General features: G+C 65.2%; 18 protein-coding genes. 4 read left to right on the plus strand and 14 right to left on the minus strand.

Features of this window, described 5'->3' with window-relative positions:
• Nucleotides 1-15 precede the first annotated feature (15 nt).
• The 8 genes from phnN to phnG are packed head-to-tail and all read right to left on the minus strand — an operon-like array spanning nucleotide 16 to nucleotide 6,361.
• A complete protein-coding gene (gene phnN, locus ACM42_RS06735) occupies nucleotides 16-612 on the minus strand; it encodes a phosphonate metabolism protein/1,5-bisphosphokinase (PRPP-forming) PhnN (protein ID WP_271527152.1) in 597 nt (198 codons plus the stop codon).
• The gene (locus ACM42_RS06740; RefSeq protein ID WP_271527153.1) at nucleotides 609-1,766 is read right to left on the minus strand and encodes an alpha-D-ribose 1-methylphosphonate 5-triphosphate diphosphatase; all 1,158 of its coding nucleotides are present in this window, start codon (nucleotides 1,764-1,766) and stop codon (nucleotides 609-611) included. The genes phnN and ACM42_RS06740 overlap by 4 nt, the downstream gene beginning before the upstream one ends.
• A gap of 11 nt (nucleotides 1,767-1,777) precedes the next feature.
• Nucleotides 1,778-2,476: a phosphonate C-P lyase system protein PhnL gene (gene phnL / locus ACM42_RS06745; protein ID WP_271527154.1), complete on the minus strand. Its 699-nt coding sequence runs from the start codon at nucleotides 2,474-2,476 to the stop codon at nucleotides 1,778-1,780.
• Nucleotides 2,477-2,484: 8 nt separating this feature from the next.
• Complete coding sequence (phnK, locus tag ACM42_RS06750) at nucleotides 2,485-3,297, minus strand: phosphonate C-P lyase system protein PhnK (RefSeq protein ID WP_370116170.1); 813 nt, start codon at nucleotides 3,295-3,297, stop codon at nucleotides 2,485-2,487.
• Nucleotides 3,290-4,180: an alpha-D-ribose 1-methylphosphonate 5-phosphate C-P-lyase PhnJ gene (locus tag ACM42_RS06755; RefSeq protein WP_271527155.1), complete on the minus strand. Its 891-nt coding sequence runs from the start codon at nucleotides 4,178-4,180 to the stop codon at nucleotides 3,290-3,292. The genes phnK and ACM42_RS06755 overlap by 8 nt, the downstream gene beginning before the upstream one ends.
• Nucleotides 4,177-5,280, minus strand: coding sequence for a carbon-phosphorus lyase complex subunit PhnI (locus ACM42_RS06760; RefSeq protein WP_271527156.1), 1,104 nt, complete (start codon nucleotides 5,278-5,280; stop codon nucleotides 4,177-4,179). The genes ACM42_RS06755 and ACM42_RS06760 overlap by 4 nt, the downstream gene beginning before the upstream one ends.
• 3 nt (nucleotides 5,281-5,283) lie before the next feature.
• Nucleotides 5,284-5,892: a phosphonate C-P lyase system protein PhnH gene (gene phnH / locus ACM42_RS06765; RefSeq protein ID WP_271527157.1), complete on the minus strand. Its 609-nt coding sequence runs from the start codon at nucleotides 5,890-5,892 to the stop codon at nucleotides 5,284-5,286.
• A gap of 4 nt (nucleotides 5,893-5,896) precedes the next feature.
• Nucleotides 5,897-6,361, minus strand: a complete 465-nt coding sequence (gene phnG, locus ACM42_RS06770) for a phosphonate C-P lyase system protein PhnG (RefSeq protein ID WP_271527456.1) — start codon at nucleotides 6,359-6,361, stop codon at nucleotides 5,897-5,899.
• 106 nt (nucleotides 6,362-6,467) lie between these two features.
• Here phnG and phnF point away from each other — a divergent pair, with 106 nt between their 5' ends.
• On the plus strand, nucleotides 6,468-7,199 hold the full coding sequence (gene phnF, locus ACM42_RS06775) for a phosphonate metabolism transcriptional regulator PhnF (RefSeq protein ID WP_271527158.1): 732 nt from the start codon (nucleotides 6,468-6,470) through the stop codon (nucleotides 7,197-7,199).
• 97 nt (nucleotides 7,200-7,296) lie between these two features.
• On the opposite strand, the gene phnE (ACM42_RS06780) is transcribed toward phnF, so the two are convergent.
• The 4 genes from phnE (ACM42_RS06780) to phnC all read right to left on the minus strand — a co-directional run bounded on the left by phnE (ACM42_RS06780) (nucleotide 7,297) and on the right by phnC (nucleotide 10,902).
• Nucleotides 7,297-8,145: a phosphonate ABC transporter, permease protein PhnE gene (gene phnE / locus ACM42_RS06780; RefSeq protein ID WP_271527159.1), complete on the minus strand. Its 849-nt coding sequence runs from the start codon at nucleotides 8,143-8,145 to the stop codon at nucleotides 7,297-7,299.
• Nucleotides 8,142-9,026 (minus strand): phosphonate ABC transporter, permease protein PhnE, encoded by an 885-nt coding sequence (gene phnE, locus ACM42_RS06785; RefSeq protein WP_271527160.1) that lies wholly within the window; start codon nucleotides 9,024-9,026, stop codon nucleotides 8,142-8,144. The genes phnE (ACM42_RS06780) and phnE (ACM42_RS06785) overlap by 4 nt, the downstream gene beginning before the upstream one ends.
• A gap of 73 nt (nucleotides 9,027-9,099) precedes the next feature.
• Entirely contained in the window at nucleotides 9,100-10,029 is a 930-nt protein-coding gene (phnD, locus tag ACM42_RS06790; protein ID WP_271527161.1) for a phosphonate ABC transporter substrate-binding protein, read from the minus strand.
• Nucleotides 10,030-10,092: 63 nt separating this feature from the next.
• Nucleotides 10,093-10,902, minus strand: coding sequence for a phosphonate ABC transporter ATP-binding protein (gene phnC, locus ACM42_RS06795; protein WP_271527162.1), 810 nt, complete (start codon nucleotides 10,900-10,902; stop codon nucleotides 10,093-10,095).
• Between the two features lie 173 nt (nucleotides 10,903-11,075).
• On the opposite strand from phnC, the gene ACM42_RS06800 reads away from it, so the two are divergent.
• The 3 genes from ACM42_RS06800 to ACM42_RS06810 are packed head-to-tail and all read left to right on the plus strand — an operon-like array spanning nucleotide 11,076 to nucleotide 13,654.
• Entirely contained in the window at nucleotides 11,076-11,747 is a 672-nt protein-coding gene (locus ACM42_RS06800; protein WP_271527163.1) for a transferase hexapeptide repeat family protein, read from the plus strand.
• Nucleotides 11,744-12,937: an alpha-D-ribose 1-methylphosphonate 5-triphosphate diphosphatase gene (locus ACM42_RS06805; RefSeq protein WP_271527164.1), complete on the plus strand. Its 1,194-nt coding sequence runs from the start codon at nucleotides 11,744-11,746 to the stop codon at nucleotides 12,935-12,937. The genes ACM42_RS06800 and ACM42_RS06805 overlap by 4 nt, the downstream gene beginning before the upstream one ends.
• An 18-nt stretch (nucleotides 12,938-12,955) precedes the next feature.
• Nucleotides 12,956-13,654 (plus strand): DUF1045 domain-containing protein, encoded by a 699-nt coding sequence (locus ACM42_RS06810; RefSeq protein WP_271527165.1) that lies wholly within the window; start codon nucleotides 12,956-12,958, stop codon nucleotides 13,652-13,654.
• Between the two features lie 11 nt (nucleotides 13,655-13,665).
• Here ACM42_RS06810 and ACM42_RS06815 read toward each other — a convergent pair whose 3' ends face one another.
• Together ACM42_RS06815 and ACM42_RS06820 are read right to left on the minus strand one after the other, a co-directional pair.
• Entirely contained in the window at nucleotides 13,666-14,253 is a 588-nt protein-coding gene (locus ACM42_RS06815) for a hypothetical protein (protein WP_271527457.1), read from the minus strand.
• An 83-nt stretch (nucleotides 14,254-14,336) separates the two neighbouring features.
• The gene (locus tag ACM42_RS06820; RefSeq protein WP_271527166.1) at nucleotides 14,337-15,737 is read right to left on the minus strand and encodes a selenium-binding protein SBP56-related protein; all 1,401 of its coding nucleotides are present in this window, start codon (nucleotides 15,735-15,737) and stop codon (nucleotides 14,337-14,339) included.
• Nucleotides 15,738-15,831: the final 94 nt, after the last annotated feature.

Raw genomic sequence — 15,831 nt, forward strand, 5'->3', positions numbered from 1 at the left:
CCGTTGCATCGGCAGCTATTCCTGCCAGCATTCATTCCTGATCACGCGCACGAGCTGGCGGCCGTGATAGTCCGCGCTGCCGGCGTTGAGGATGGTGACGTCGGTTCGCGCCGATGCGTCATCGACACTGCGCGACAGCCGCTCGGCGATATTTCCGTCGCTGTGCCGCGCCCGCGCGGCAAGCCGCTGCGCCAGCACGTCGGGCGGCGCCGTGATTGCGACGACCACGACGTTTACGTAAGCTCGGCGCAGCGCGGCGATCACCGTGCGCGAGACGTTGGCAACGACGGCTCGGCCGGCCCGGATGTCGTCGTTGATATCGAGCGGCAGGGCATAGGAATGCCCGTGCGCCTCCCAATGCACAGCAAAATCCCCGTGCTCTCGCACGCGGCGGAATTCTTCCTGGCTCACCGCAATGTTGTCCTCGTCGGCAGAGGACTCCCGCGTCACGACCCGGCGCGGGAAGACGATGTCGGGATCGTCGGCGCACGCCGCCTGCGCCAGCCGCAACAAGGTGTCCTTGCCCGCGCCGCTGGGACCGACCACGAGCACAAGCCGCCCGGGGCCGATCGCACCCGCCTCGTCCTGCGCCGTGGTCACGGTCTCGCTCATGCGACGCGGTTCCCTTCGCGCCAGACGCTGCGAACGACGGGAACGTCGCCGGCAACGTGCACGCGGATCAGGTCGGCGCGCTTGCCGGTCGCGATCTCGCCGCGGTCGGTGAGGCCGACCGCCTCAGCGGGCGCTTTCGTCACGGTGCGAACTGCCGCCGGGAGGCTGATGGCCGGCACATGCTCCGGCAGTTGCAGCGCGCCCATCAGGAGGCTCGAGGGGATGTAGTCCGACGACAGGATATCGAGCAGGCCTTCGCGGGCGAGATCGACCGCAGCGATGTTGCCGGAGTGCGAGCCGCCGCGCACGACATTGGGCGCGCCCATGAGAATGTCGATGCCAGCCTGGTGCAGGCCACGCGCGGCCTCCAGCGTCGTCGGGAACTCCGCCACCGAGACACGATCGCGCACGGCGTCCGCGACGTTCTCCTCGGTGGTGTCGTCGTGGCTCGCCAGCGGAATCTTGTACTGATGCGCCAGCGCCACGATCTCGCGCATGTTGTTCGCTGCATATTGCTTCTGATACTCGAAGCGCTTTGCGAACAGCTCGTCGAGCTCGGCATCGGTCTTGCCGCCGCCCTTGCCGCGATAATAGTCGCGCAGCTTGACCTCGTCGCGGAACTGGCGCTGTCCCGGCGTGTGATCCATCAGCGACATCAGCTTGACGTCGGGACGGTCGATCAGCTCCTTGGCCTCCTCGACCACGCTCGGCATCGGGATCTCGCAGCGGAGATGCAGGAAGTGGTCGGCACGCAGCAGGCTGGCGTCGCGCGCGGTCGTGATCGCGGCGGCGAGCACGCCGGCGCGGCCGTCGACTTCCTCGGCGCCGTCCTCGCGCCAGACCCGGAGTGAATCGAACACCGTGGTGATGCCCGAGGTCGCGAGCTGGCCGTCATAGGAAATGACGGCCGCGACCGGATTCCAGAACACCTTCGGCCGCGGCACGTAATGCGCTTCGAGATGGTCAGTGTGGAGCTCGATCAGGCCGGGCATGATGAGGTCGCCCCCAGCGTCCTCGGCACCCGCAGGCGCCCTGCCCTCGCCGATCTCGGCGATGCGTCCGTCGGCAAGAGCGAGCCAGCCCTGTTCGATCACCCGTTCGGCCAGCACGATCCTGGCGTTGGCAATGACGGCGTCCTTCGGCTTGGGGTTCATTTCCTCTTCCTTCAGGCCACGGCAGCGAAGCTGGCGACATCGATGATGCGGTCCGCAATCAGATGACGGATTTCGTCGTCATGGACAATAGCGACCATGGCGACGCCCTGACGCTTCTTTTCAGCGACCAGTTCGACCACGACGGCGCGATTGGCAGCATCGAGCGAGGCGGTGGGCTCGTCCAGCAGCAGGATCGGCAGGTCCGAGATGAAGCCGCGCGCGATGTTGACGCGCTGCTGCTCGCCGCCGGAGAAGGTCGCGGGCGGCAGCTGCCAGAGCCGCTCGGGGATGTTGAGACGATGCAGCAGCTCGCCGGCGCGCGCCTGTGCGTCGGCACGTGCCATGCCGTTCACGATCAGCGGCTCGGCGACGACGTCGATGGTGGCAACGCGCGGCACTGCCCGCAGGAACTGGCTGACATAGCCGATGGTGGAGCGGCGGATGTTGAGCACCTGCCGCGGCTCCGCGGTGGCGAGGTCGATCACCGTGCCGCGATGGCGGATGCCGATGCGGCCGCTATCGCAACGGTAGTTGCCGAAGATCATCTTCAGGATCGACGATTTACCGGCGCCCGAGGGTCCCGACAGCACGACGCATTCGCCGGGATTGACGTGGAAGGTCACGCCGCGCACGACCGGCAGCTCGATGCCGCCTTGCAGGTGCATCGTAAAGGTCTTTTGGGCATCGGCAACGTCGATCATGGCGGTCATCGAAAAACTCATGGCGGGAGAATCGAGGAGACGAGGAGTTGCGTATAGGGTTCGCGGGGGTCGTCGAGCACCTGGTCGGTGAGACCGGTCTCGATGACACGGCCGCCCTTCATCACCATCACGCGATGCGACAACAGGCGCGCGACCGCGAGATCGTGGGTGACGATGATGACGGCGAGATGCAGCTCGGCGACGAGGCTGCGCACGAGATCGAGCAGGCGCGCCTGCACCGACACGTCGAGGCCGCCGGTCGGCTCGTCCATGAACACCAGCCGCGGCTCGGTGACGAGGTTGCGGGCGATCTGAAGACGCTGCCGCATGCCACCGGAATAGGTGCGCGGCGCATCGTCGATGCGCGCGACGTCGATCTCGACGCGGGTGAGCCAGTCCGACGCGGTCTCGCGGATGCGGCCGTAGTGATTCCAGCCGACGGCCATCAGCCGCTCGCCGACATTGGCACCGGCCGAAACCGCCATGCGAAGGCCCTGCGCGGGATCCTGGTGCACAAAGCCCCAATCGGTGCGGAACAGGAAACGCCGCTCGGCCTCGCCGAGCGTCGTGAGATCACGCGCGATGCCGTCGCGCATCCGGTAGGACACATGGCCGGCACTCGGTGCGAGCTGGCCCGACAGCATCTGCAGAAGCGTCGACTTGCCCGAGCCTGACTCGCCGACGATCGCCAGCACCTCGCCGGGATAGAGCGCGAAGGAGACGTCGCGGCAGGCGGCGATGCGGCCGAAGGACTTGCTGAGGGACTCCGCCACCAGCAGCGGCTGGTCGTTTTCGAGCGTATCGAGGTCGGCCAAGTCTTGATCAACCATGTGAGCCCGCCTTTTCCTTGTACGGCGCAGCGCTGAGACTGCCATGATGGCCGGCGGCCTGGCGGCCCTCGCAATAATCGGTGTCCGAGCAGACGAACATCCGCCCGCCCTTGTCGTCGGTGACGATCTCATCGAGATAGGAATTTTCCGCCCCGCAGAGCGCGCAGGGCGCGTTGAAGCGATAGGGCTCGAAAGGGTGGTCCTCGAAATCGAGCGAGACCACCTGCGTATAGGGCGGGATCGCGTAGATGCGCTTCTCGCGGCCGGCGCCGAACAATTGCAGCGCGGGACAATTGTCCATCTTGGGATTGTCGAACTTCGGCGTCGGGGACGGATCCATCACGTAGCGCGCGTTCACCTTCACCGGATAGGCGTAGGCGGTCGCGATATGGCCGAAGCGGGCGATGTCCTCGTAGAGCTTCACATGCATCAGGCCGTACTCGGCAAGCGCGTGCATGCGCCGCGTCTCGGTCTCGCGCGGCTCGAGGAAACGCAACGGTTCGGGGATCGGCACCTGATAGACCAGCACCTGGTTTTCATTCAGCGCCGTCTCCGGGATGCGGTGACGGGTCTGGATCACCGTCGCCTCCGCCGTCGCGGTCGTCGTCGCAACGCCTGCGGTCTTGGCGAAGAACTTTCGGATCGAGATCGCGTTGGTGGTGTCGTCGGAGCCCTGGTCGATCACCTTGAGCACGTCCTGGGGACCGAGGATCGCGGCGGTGACCTGCACGCCGCCGGTGCCCCAGCCATAGGGCATCGGCATCTCGCGGCTGGCGAACGGCACCTGATAGCCGGGAATGGCGATCGCTTTCAGGATCGCACGGCGGATCATCCGCTTGGTCTGCTCGTCGAGATAGGCGAAATTGTAGGCGGGCGCGTTCATTCCGCGGCTTCCTTCATGGCATCAGGCGCATTGGCATCCGCGAACTCCTGCCGCAGCTTGCGCAGCAGGCCGAGCTCGGACTGGAAGTCGACATAATGCGGCAGCTTCAGATGCTCGACGAAGCCTGTCGCCTGGACGTTGTCCGAATGCGACATCACGAACTCCTCGTCCTGCGCGGGTGCGAGTGCCTCCTCGCCGAGTTCGCGGGCACGCAATGCGCGATCGACCAGCGCCATCGACATGGTCTTGCGCTCGCTCTGGCCGAAGGCAAGGCCATAGCCGCGGGTGAAGCACGGCGCTTCGGTCGCGGAACCCTTGAACTGGTTGACCATCTGGCACTCGGTCAGCTCGATCGAACCAAGCGGCACGGCGAAGCCGGCGTCTTCCGCGATGAACTCCACCTCGACCTCGCCGAAGCGGATCTCGCCGGCGAAGGGATGGTTGCGGCCATAGCCGCGCTGGGTGGAATAGCCCATCGCCAGAAGGAAGCCTTCATCTCCGCGCGCCAGATTTTGCAGGCGCAGGTCGCGATCCGCCGGAAAATTCAGCGGCTCGCGGGTGAGATCGCCGACGCTGGCGCCCTCCTCAGGCTGCGGCGAGGGTTCGATCAGCCCGTCGCGTCCGAGAATGTCGGTCACGCGCGGCGTCGGGGCGGTGGACGCTTCAGCCGTTGCCGGCGCGTCGGGAACGAAGCCTTCAGCGAGTGAGGGGTCGAGCAGGCGATGGGTATAGTCGAAGGTCGGCCCGAGGATCTGCCCGCCGGGAATATCCTTGAAAGTCGAGGACACCCGCCGCTGCACCCGCATGGCGCCGGTGTCGACCGGCTCGCTGGCGCCGAAGCGCGGCAGGGTGGCGCGGAAGGCGCGAACCAGGAAAATCGCCTCGATCAGATCCCCGCGCGCCTGCTTGATCGCCAGCGCCGCGAGCTCGCGATCGTAGAGCGAGCCTTCGCTCATGACACGGTCGACGGCGAGGCCGAGCTGCTCCGAGATCTGGTCGAGCGTGACCTCCGGAACGCCCTGGTCGCCGCGCCGCGCATTGGCGAGCAGGCGATGGGCGTTCTCGATGGCGCGTTCGCCGCCCTTGACTGCGACATACATGCTTCAGCTTCCTTTGCTCACGACGCGCGTGGTGCGCGGGATCGCAACCACGGCGTCATCGGCGACCAGCACCACATCGATGCCGCGTGGAAACAGCGCCTCGTTGACCCGCAGGCGCTCGAACAGGTCGAAAGGCTTGATCGACGCCTGCAGCGTCGCGACACCATCGATGCCGGGGCCGTGCAGCTCGAAGCTGCGCCCGGTGGCCAGGCTATCGACCTGGATGATCACTGTCGTCGAACGATCCGGGTATTCGCTCGTCCCGAGCGCAAACCGATCGAGCGGCGGAAGCGCCGTGCCGTCGCTGATCAGCGCGAAGCTCGCGATCGAGCAATCCCGCACCACCGGCGCGCCGGTATGAAATTTCAGCCATTTCACCAGGTCGGAGCTCTCCACCATCCGCGCATCGAGCCAGAGCGGCGTGTCGTGGTCGAACAACGTGAGCGCGATTGCGGCGGTGCCGCGCATCATCGGCCCTGGCGCCCCCGCCATCGGCACGATGCGCTGAACCGAGCCCGGCCGCGCCATGGCATCCATGACGGAGCGAAAGGTCGATTGCGCCGACAGCACCTTGTCGGCGAACCCCGGCGGCAGTTCCGCAATCGTGGTCATGATCTCACCCCTCACCGCGCACCATGGTGTAGAAATCAACCTTCGTCGCAGCGGTCTCGGCCGCCGCCTGCTTGCGCCTGATCATCAGCTGCTCGCGCAACGGCGCGACAACGTCCCGCTCCACCGCTCCGCCATGATCACGCGACTGCACCAGCGCATCGCACAGCGCGATCAGCCGCGCCTTCTCACCGTCGCGGCCGAGCGTGTAGCCGAACCCGACCTCACCGCTCGCAAGCCGCACCGCGGCGCGCGACACCGTGGCTTCGCCGAGATTGAACGGCGCGCCGTCGCCGCCGACCCGGCCGCGCAGCATGACGAGCCCGTTTTCCGGCGCGCGCAGATCCTGGTGGGCCGGGAGGGCCAGGTTGCGGAGGCGAGCGGCGATCTCGCCCGCCTCCGCGTGCGCCAGCACCGCCATCGCGGCCTTGCGCTGGGCTTGCTGATTGTTGTGCTGCGTCACCTGGTCCACCGAACTTGCCGCATTGAAGTTGTCTATGATAATAGACAACTTCATACGGACGCGCCATGACTGTTTCGTGACAATGATGTGATTTCTGGAGTAGGCTTCCCGCGACATGAGCATGCAGGACACAGCCTCCTCGGGCGTCGCGCTATGGCGCCTCGTTGCCGACGGCATCGAGCGCGGCATCGCCGACGGCCGCTTTGCGGCCGGCGACAAGCTGCCTGGCGAGATGGAGATCGCCGAAACCTATCGCGTCAACCGCCACACCGTGCGGCGCGCGCTGGCAGCCCTCGCCGAGCGCGGCCTGGTGCGGGCCGAGCGCGGCAGCGGAACCTATGTCGAGGCGCAGAAGCTCGCCTATCCGCTGCGCTCGCGCACGCGCTTTTCCGAGATCGTCGGTGCGGGCGGCCGGGAACCGCATGGGCGGCTGATCGATGCGACCGACGATATCGCGACGCGCGAGCTCGCACGGGAGCTGGGACTGAAGACCGGCGCGCCCTTGGTGCGGATCGAGGCGATCCGCCTCGCCGACCGCACGCCGATCTGCGTGTCCACCACCTGGCTGTCGGCAGAGCGGTTTCCGGACGCCGGCGCCGTGTTCGCGGCGACGCGCTCGATGACGAAGCTGCTGGCGCATTACGGCGTGCGCGACTATCGCCGCGGCGCGACCCGAATCACGGCCGGCATCGTCGATGCGACCGATGCCGCACGGCTCGACCTGGCGCTGGGCCGGCCGATCCTGGTGGTGGATGCTACCGACAACGATCTCACGGGCAAGCCGCTGCTGACGAAGCACTCGCGCTTTGCGGCGGAACGGGTGGAATTTCTGGTGGAGAACGGGTGAGCGCCCCGGACCACGGACGCCCGCCTTCTCCCACTTGGAGAAGGGAAGAAAGCGTGGTGGGGCACGCTTCGCCTTGCCTACCCTACGGGAGCTCCGATCAGGCCACAGCCCGCCTGCCAATGATCGCAAAGCGCAGCTTGCCCGAGATGAAATCGATCGCGGCCACCGCAACCAGGATCATCAGGATCAGGAACGAGACCTTCTGCCATTCCAGCACGCGGATCTGCTCGGCCAGTTGCAGGCCTATGCCGCCGGCGCCGACGATGCCGATGATGGTGGCCGAGCGGGTGTTCGATTCGATGTAGTAGAGCACTTGGCCGGCGATGACGGGCAGCACCTGCGGCATCAGGCCGAAGCGGATCTCGTGCAGGGCACTGCCGCCGGAGGCGCGGATGCCCTCGACCTCCTTCTGGTCGGCGCCCTCGATCGCCTCCGAGAACAATTTGCCGAACGCACCGAAATCCGACACCGCGATGGCGAGCACGCCGGCAAACGGGCCGAGCCCGACCACGTTGATCCACACCAGCGCCCAGATCAGCGTATCGACGCCGCGAATCGAATCGAGGAAGCGCCGGACCGGGAAGCGAAAGAAACCCGACGGCACGATGTTGCGCGCCGCAAGCAGGCTCACCGGCAGCGCGAACAGTGCGGCGAGCGTGGTACCGAGCAGCGCGATCGACAACGTCTCGCCGAGCGCCTTGAGATACAACGGCAGCGATGAACCGGGATCTGGTGGGATCATCATCATCGTGATCCAGCCGAGCTGGCTGACGCCGGCAACGAGACGCGACGGTGAAAAGTCGAGGTCGACCAGCCCGAACACCAGAACTGCGAGCGCGACGGCGATCATCGCCGGCGTCGCGAGACGCGCGGACGCCGGCCGGCTGAAGACATCAGGATAGCGCGCGCGAAGCTGTGCCGTATCGACTTCGGGATGGTGGCTCATGTCCGTTCCTCTCTGCCGAACAGGCGGCCACGCAGCCAGCCGGTGCCAATGTCGATGAGGAAGACAGTGACGATGATGGTCAGGAGGATCGCGCTGACGTCGGAATAGTAGAACTTGCGGATCGCAACAATCAGCTCCATCCCGATGCCGCCGGCCCCGACAAAGCCCATCACCGAGGCTTCTCGCACATTGATCTCGAAGCGCAGCAGCGCGTAGCTGACATAGCCCGCGATCACCTGAGGCAGCACGGCAAAACGCATGCAGGACAGCCAGCTTGCCCCGGTCGAGCGTACGCCTTCGACCGGCCTCATGTCGGCATTCTCGACGATCTCGGAGAACTGTTTGCCGAGCGCGCCGGTCGAATGGATGGCAATCGCCAGCACGCCAGCCATCGGCCCCAGACCGAAGGCGATGACGAAGATCAACGCGAACACGATGCTCGGCACGGTACGGGCGAACTCGAGCAGGCGGCGCACCACGAAGAGCAACCAGCGCGCCGGCGCGGTGTTTTCGGCGGCGAAGAAGTTCAGCGCAACCGCGAAGAGCGCGCCAATCAGCGTGCCGACATAACTGATCAGCAGCGTCTCGCCCAGGAGCTTCAGCCATTTGTGCCAGCCCCAGAACCATTCGCCGATGTCGGTCCAGACGCGCTGGCCATTGTCGAGCGTGAAGATGCGATCGAAGTAGCTGACGAAATTGCCGAAATGGGCGAAGAAGGTGCGCAAGTTCACTTCGGCGCCGATCGCAGCGACGAGCAGCGCGGCGATGAACAGCGCAGCGCCAAGCAGCAGGCGCAACCGCTTGCGCGCGACCGCCTTGCGGTAAGCCGCATTCAGCGCAGCCAACTGTTGCTCGGGAAGGATCGAGACTGCGATGGTCATTCGGTCGGAGGCGAGCCAGTCATGGAAAGAGCCGGGTCGATTGACCCGGCTCGAAGTCCGTTGTCCCGAGCGATCAGGACGCCTTCTTGCGCAGATGGTCGACGAACTTAATCAGCTCGATCGTCTTGTTGTAGTCTTCGTTCGTGACCGGATCCCAAGGCTTGTTCTTGCCGTCGGAGAGCTTCTTGAAGGCCTCGGGGTCCTTCTGCGCGGCGTCCAGGAACGTCTTCTTGATCGCAGCCTTCATGTCGTCCGGGAGATCGCTGAGATAGGCGACGGGCGAGTTGATGATCATGTCCGACTTCACGACGATACGGAAGTCCTCCTTCTTCATCGGCGTGCCGTCGGCATTCTTCAGCATGCCCTTGGTGAGCATGCGGGTCAGGTTGGAATCGTCATCGGCGTTCCACCAGTTGGCGGCGACATCCACGGTGCCTTGCGCGAGCGCCAGCACCGCATTTTCATGGCTGCCGGTGAAGACGACCTTTGAGAAATAGGCCTCGGGATCGACGCCCATCTGGTTCAGCTTGAAGCGGGGCATGTTGTTGCCCGACGTCGAGTTCGGGTCGACGAGCCCGAGGTTCTTGCCCTTAAGGTCCTCGACCTTCTGGTAGGGCGATTTCGCGAGCACGTAGAAGACCGAGTAGTAGCCCTTTGAGCCGTCAGCATTGACCTCGATCGCGAACGCATCGGTCTTGACACCGGTCAGCCGGGCGCGGGCAAAGGCTGCAGGGCCGTAATAGCCGATGTGAATGTTTCCGGCGCGCTGGCCTTCGATCACGGCGGCATAGTCGTTGGCGACGCGTAGCGTGACCTTCGTGCCGAGCTCCTTCGACAGATAGTTGATGAAGGGCGTAAAGCGCTCGGTGACGCCGGAGGCGTTCTCGGCGGGAACCACGGCGAGAGTGATCTCCGGGTATTTCTTCCGCCAGTCTTCGGCGGAGGCGGAGGCGGTGAAGGCCAGGGCCGCGGCACCGGCAAGAATCAATCGACGAGTAATCATGATACCCCTCTTCTTCAGCTGGAGTTCTTTTAACGCGAAACGTTGAATAGACGCTTCCGCCGCTCAGGCGGCGGCAGCGCTGCCGAGCGCCGGAACACCCTCGGGCGCGGCGGTCGGCGCGCCGCCCATGACCTCGTTGGCTTCCAGATCGTAGAGCTCCCGCGCAATCCGATCTGTCAGCATCGACGGCGCGCCGTCGAACACCACGCGGCCTGCGGCCATGCCGATCAGGCGGTCGCAATAGCTGCGGGCGAGATCGAGCGAATGCAGGTTGCAGAGCACGGTGATGCCGAAATGCTTGTTGATGCGCAGAAGCGCATCCATCACGATCTTGGTGTTGCGCGGGTCGAGCGAGGCGATCGGCTCGTCGGCCAGAATGATATCGGGCTGCTGCACCAATGCGCGGGCGATCGCCACGCGCTGCTGCTGACCGCCGGAGAGCTGGTCGGCGCGCTGGGCGGCGAGCGAGGCGATGTCGAACTGCTCGAGGGCCGACATAGCCAGCGCCTTGTCCTGCTCGGGCCAGGCCTGCGACAGCGAACGCCAGGCGGGCATCGTCGCAAGACGCCCCATCAGGACGTTGGTGAGCACGTCGAGCCGGCCGACCAGGTTGAATTGCTGGAAAATCATCGCCGAGCGCGCACGCCACCGCCGCAGCTCCTTGCCGCTCAATGCGGTGACGTCGACGCCGTCGAACAGGATGCGTCCCTCAGTCGGCGTCACCAGACGGTTGATGCTTCGCAGCAATGTCGACTTCCCGGCGCCGGATCGCCCGATCACACCGACGAAGCCGCCGGGAGAAACCTCAAACGAAGCGTCGTCCACCGCGGCTTTTGCGCCGAAGCGACACGTCAGACCATCCACCACCAGCATGCAGGGCTCCAGAGTAGCTGGAGCCAATCGCTAACGTCCATGCTTAACACTTGTGTGACACGACCGTTGCAGCGCAGCGATCCTGCACACGTCATCCCCTGTCATCGCTACGTCATGACATTGTCATGAATCCACTCGAAGAGGAACGCCCGCCCTCGCACCCCGGATGCAACATGGCCGCCAAAGCTCTTTCGGTCCAGCCGACCATCGCCCCCTCGGCCAAACTGCATGAGACCCGGCTCGGCGCTTATACCGAGGTTGGCGCGCGCACGATCCTGCATGAAGTGGCGATGGGCGATTACTCCTATGTCGTCAACGATTCGCAGATCACCTACACCACCATCGGAAAGTTCTGCTCGATCGCGGCGATGACGCGCATCAATCCCGGCAACCATCCGATGCACCGCGCGACACAGGCGCACTTCACCTACCGCTCCAGCGCCTATTTCGAAGGTGAGAGCGACGATGCCGAGTTCTTCGACTGGCGGCGCCAGCATCACATCCATATCGGCCACGACGTCTGGATCGGCCATGGCGCGATCGTGTTGCCGGGGCGCAACATCGGCACCGGCGCGGTGATCGCCGCCGGCGCCATCGTCACCAAGGACGTGCCGGCCTACACCATCGTCGCCGGCAATCCGGCCCGGATCGTGCGGCGGCGGTTCTCGGAGGAGATCGCCGGGCGCCTTGCGAAGCTCGCCTGGTGGGACTGGGATCACGACAAATTGCGCGAGGCGCTGCCCGATTTCCGCAAGCTCGGGATTGAAGATTTTCTTTCGACATACGAAGCACGGGCGAGCTCTCTCGCCAGTTCTCCCGCCAGCAAACGAAGCGCGATCGCGTGACAGACATATTCCTCGAAGGCGGCCGGGCCCTGATCGGCGCCGAGTTCGTCGAAACCTCACTTCTCGTGTCCGGAACGGATATTGCACAGGTCGATGCTTCGCGCGGTCGTGCGCGGCTGGCGATCGATGCCCGCGACCTGCTGGTGCTGCCCGGCATCGTCGATCTGCATGGCGATGCCTTCGAGCGACAGATGATGCCGCGCGCCGGCGTCGATTTCCCGATCGACGTCGCGCTCGCCGACAGCGACCGCCAGGCGATCGGCAACGGCATCACCACCGTCTTTCACGCCACGACCTGCTCCTGGGAGCCGGGCCTGCGCAGCGCCGACAATGCGCGCGGCCTGATGGAGGCGATCGAGCGCCAGCGCCCGCAATTCGCCGCCGACACCCGCTTTCATCTGCGGCACGAGACCTACAATCTCGATGCCGAGGCCGAAATCGCCCAGTGGCTCGCCGAGGGCCGCGTCGACCTGTTCGCCTTCAACGACCACATGGACGGCACCGTCGCCGACATGGCCAAGCCGCGCAAGCGCAACCGCATGGTGGAGCGCACTGGCCTTTCGAGCGAGGAATTCGACCGGCTGGTCGAGCGCGTGGTTTCGCGCGCCGACGAGGTGCCCGCTTCGGTATCGCGCCTCGCCGCTTCTGCCCGCGCGGCCGGGGTACGGATGCTCTCGCATGATGACGCAACGCCGGCGATGCGCCGGGAGTTTCGCGAGCTCGGCGCTGACATCGCGGAGTTTCCGATCAACGAGGAGACGGCGCGGGCGGCAGCGAGCCACGGCGATGCCATCGTCTACGGCGCGCCGAATGTCGTGCGCGGCGGCAGTCACACCGGCTGGACCAGGGCATCCGACATGATCGCCAAGGGGCTCTGCTCGGTATTGGCGTCGGACTATTATTATCCCGCACAGCTGCTCGCCGCGTTCCGCCTCGCCGCCGATGGCGTGGTGCCGCTGGCACAGGCCTGGGATCTGGTCTCCGCCGGCCCGGCGCGTGCGACCGGCCTTGCCGATCGCGGCATGCTCGCGGAGGGACGCCGCGCCGACATTCTCCTCGTCGACGACAGCGTGAAGCTGCGGCCGCGGCTGATCGCGGTGATCTCGGGCGGCAAGCTCGTGCATCTCACCGACGCGACAAGGCTGCTCACTGCCGTGACGGCGCCGCGCGAGGCTGTCGTCGCGGCTTAAATTGGCTATGCTGAGTCGATGACAGGTTTCCCCCGTTACGCGATCTATTTTGCCGCCGGCGCCGACGGTGCCTGCTCCCGCTTCGGCGCCGAACTGCTCGGCTATGACGCCCGCACGGGCGACGAGGTGCCGTTCCCGCGCGAGGCGCTGCAGATTGCGCCGGACTGGCACGACCTCACCACCGATCCCCGCAAGTACGGCTTTCACGCCACGCTGAAGGCGCCGATGGTGCTGGTATCAGGCAGGACCGAGGCCGAGCTCATGGCGGGCTGCGCGACGTTTGCCGGCCAATCGCGGACAATCCCAGTGATCCGCCCCGTCGTCGATACCATCAGCGGCTTCATTGCCGTCATTCCGGCCGAGCCGGTCGACGCTCTCCAGCAGCTCGCCGGCGATTGCGTTCGTGAATTCGACTCCTTCCGCGCGGCCCTCACAGCGGACGATCGTGCGCGGCGCAAGCCCGAGAAACTCACCGAGCGGCAGCGCGATTATCTCGACCGCTGGGGCTACCCTTACGTGATGGAGGAATTCCGCTTCCACATGACGCTCACCGGCCGGCTGGATGCAGAGCGCCGCGGGCCGATACTGGAGATGTTACGGGCCCGGTTTGCGTCGCTTCGTCTCGGCGCGCTGGCGATCGACCGCCTCGCACTGTTCAAGCAGGACGACGCGAAGGCTCGCTTCCGCATCATCGGCGAGTGGACGTTGACGCGGTAAGCGCCTCACTCTCAGCTCCCAAGATTGAAGGCGAGCGCCACGGCGCCGACCAGGACGAGACTGGTCGCCCAGACTGCATCCAGATTGAACCAGCTTCGCGAGACGAACTTCAGCCCGAGATAACGGTAGACCAGCCAAGCCAGACATCCGCCGGCGCTGACCATGGCGGCAACGTGCACCAGGGCCACGAGCACCGCCATCCCGATACTTGCCTTCATCAACTCGCCCGCCGCCTCATGCCCGGCATCGAGCTCGAAGGCCTGGCAGAGCCCAAGATAGATCGGCACGAGCATCAGGGCGGCGCCATGGGCAATGGCCACGGCAAACGACCAGAGCACCAATTGCGCCGGCGGAATTCGTGCCAGCGCGCGCGGATGGCGCCGAATGATCAACCGATAGACGCCGAAGCCGATGACGAGGAGGCTCGCGCCGATCTGGATCGGACGCTGCCACTCCGCCAGCACGAGCAGGAACGCGAATGGCAGCAGCACGAGGAGCGTTGCGAGCAGATGCCCGGCCGACAGGGCCCACAGAGCGCGGAAAAGCGCGCGCGGGCTCTTGTCCATGAGCCCGGCCGAAACGGCGAGCGGCCATCCCATGCCTGGATTGACGCCGTGGTAGAGGCCGCTCGCAACGAGAGCGAGCCACAGCCAGCCGAGTGCCGGGCTCGCGTGACCCCAATCTAGACCGACGGATAGCAAAAGGAATCCGTCGAACAATCGCCGCCCTCGAGCCTGATCTGGTGTGCACGATATCCGTCGGGGAAGCTCACGAAATAGTCCTTGTCGAGCTCGAGGCCGCCGTTGCGACCGACATTGGCCATGACCTCCACGCCCGGAACCCCATCGGGATAGAACTGGTCATCCCAGGTGGAATAGAGCGAGTTGGTCCAGTAAACGCGCCTGCCGTCGCGGCTGATCTCGACCATCTGCGGACCCGCCGCAAATGCCTTGCCGTTCGGATGAGGCGTGCGGCGCGCGATACCGCCGATGTGGACCGAGCCCGCCAGCTTCGGCTTGCGCGGATCACTGACGTCGTACTGGCGCATTTCACCCGTGCCCCAGCACGAGACATAGAGAAACCGGTCATCCATCGACAGGTCGATGTCGGTCACCAGCGGCGGCACGGCGCCAAATCCCTGGAGCAGCGGCGGGAGCTTCTCCTTTGGCGCTGGCTCGGGAGGGATGGTCGCGGTCTTCTCCGCATGGAATTTCCCGCCTTCTCGCCACCAGGTCCAGATCGATGCTTCGAGATTCGTGGTGTCGACCACGACGCCTACGAAGCCGTACTCGCGAACCGGATCGTGCGCCGGTCGTACCTCCAGCGCCATTTGATGATTGGCGCCGAGGTCGATGGTCTGGACGTTGCGACGTGCGCGAAGATCCCAGAAGTGGAGACGATGTCCATATTTGTTCGCAAGCAGATCTTCCGGGACGATCCCGTTCTCGAACTGTGGCGGCAATGCCCATTCGCTCGTCACCATGTAGTCGCGCGGCAGATTCCACCAGAAATCATAATGCAGCGTCTGTGGACCGCGGTCGATCTCCCATCGTCCGAGGACCTCGAAGGTCTCGCAATCCATGATGAAGACGCCGGGAGGGCCTTCGGTACCGTCCTTGCCGCCGCCGCCCAGCGTGCTCACGTAAATGCCGTCCGGCCCGCAATGGATCGTGTGTGGCCGCGAATAGCCGGTCTTCTTGAAGACTTCCTCTGGCTCGATGATCTTGTGGATCTTGGCTTTGGTCGGATCGGGCTTGGTATCGATGATGTAGATGCGCGACGAGCGCAGCCCAGGAATGATGAGATAGCGCCGCTCGACGAAGGCATGTCCGGCGAGCGGCGACAAGGCGGAGGAGCAGGCATTCCAGCCGAAGTGATGAAACTCATCGCCCTTGTTGGGCATCGTCACGGTGTGGACGACTTGGCTATAGGTCGGCGATCCCGGCTTGACGTCGATGACCGCGAGAGCATCCGGCTTCGAAAAGTCCGGACTGAGCAGCAACGTGTAGGCAAAGTTCTCCGCAGGTGCTTCCATCGCAAGCTTGGGCGATGCGTGAAAGGTGGGATCCGGCCTCATCGTCATGGCACTGCCTCCCTGTTCTGTCGGTTTGCGCCAACCTGACTCGGGATAACGGCATAGTGAAGAGGTATTGCGCGATGTCTCGACTGCTCCGCAG

Source organism: Bradyrhizobium sp. CCBAU 25338 (assembly GCF_028128965.1).
Lineage (GTDB): Bacteria > Pseudomonadota > Alphaproteobacteria > Rhizobiales > Xanthobacteraceae > Bradyrhizobium > Bradyrhizobium liaoningense.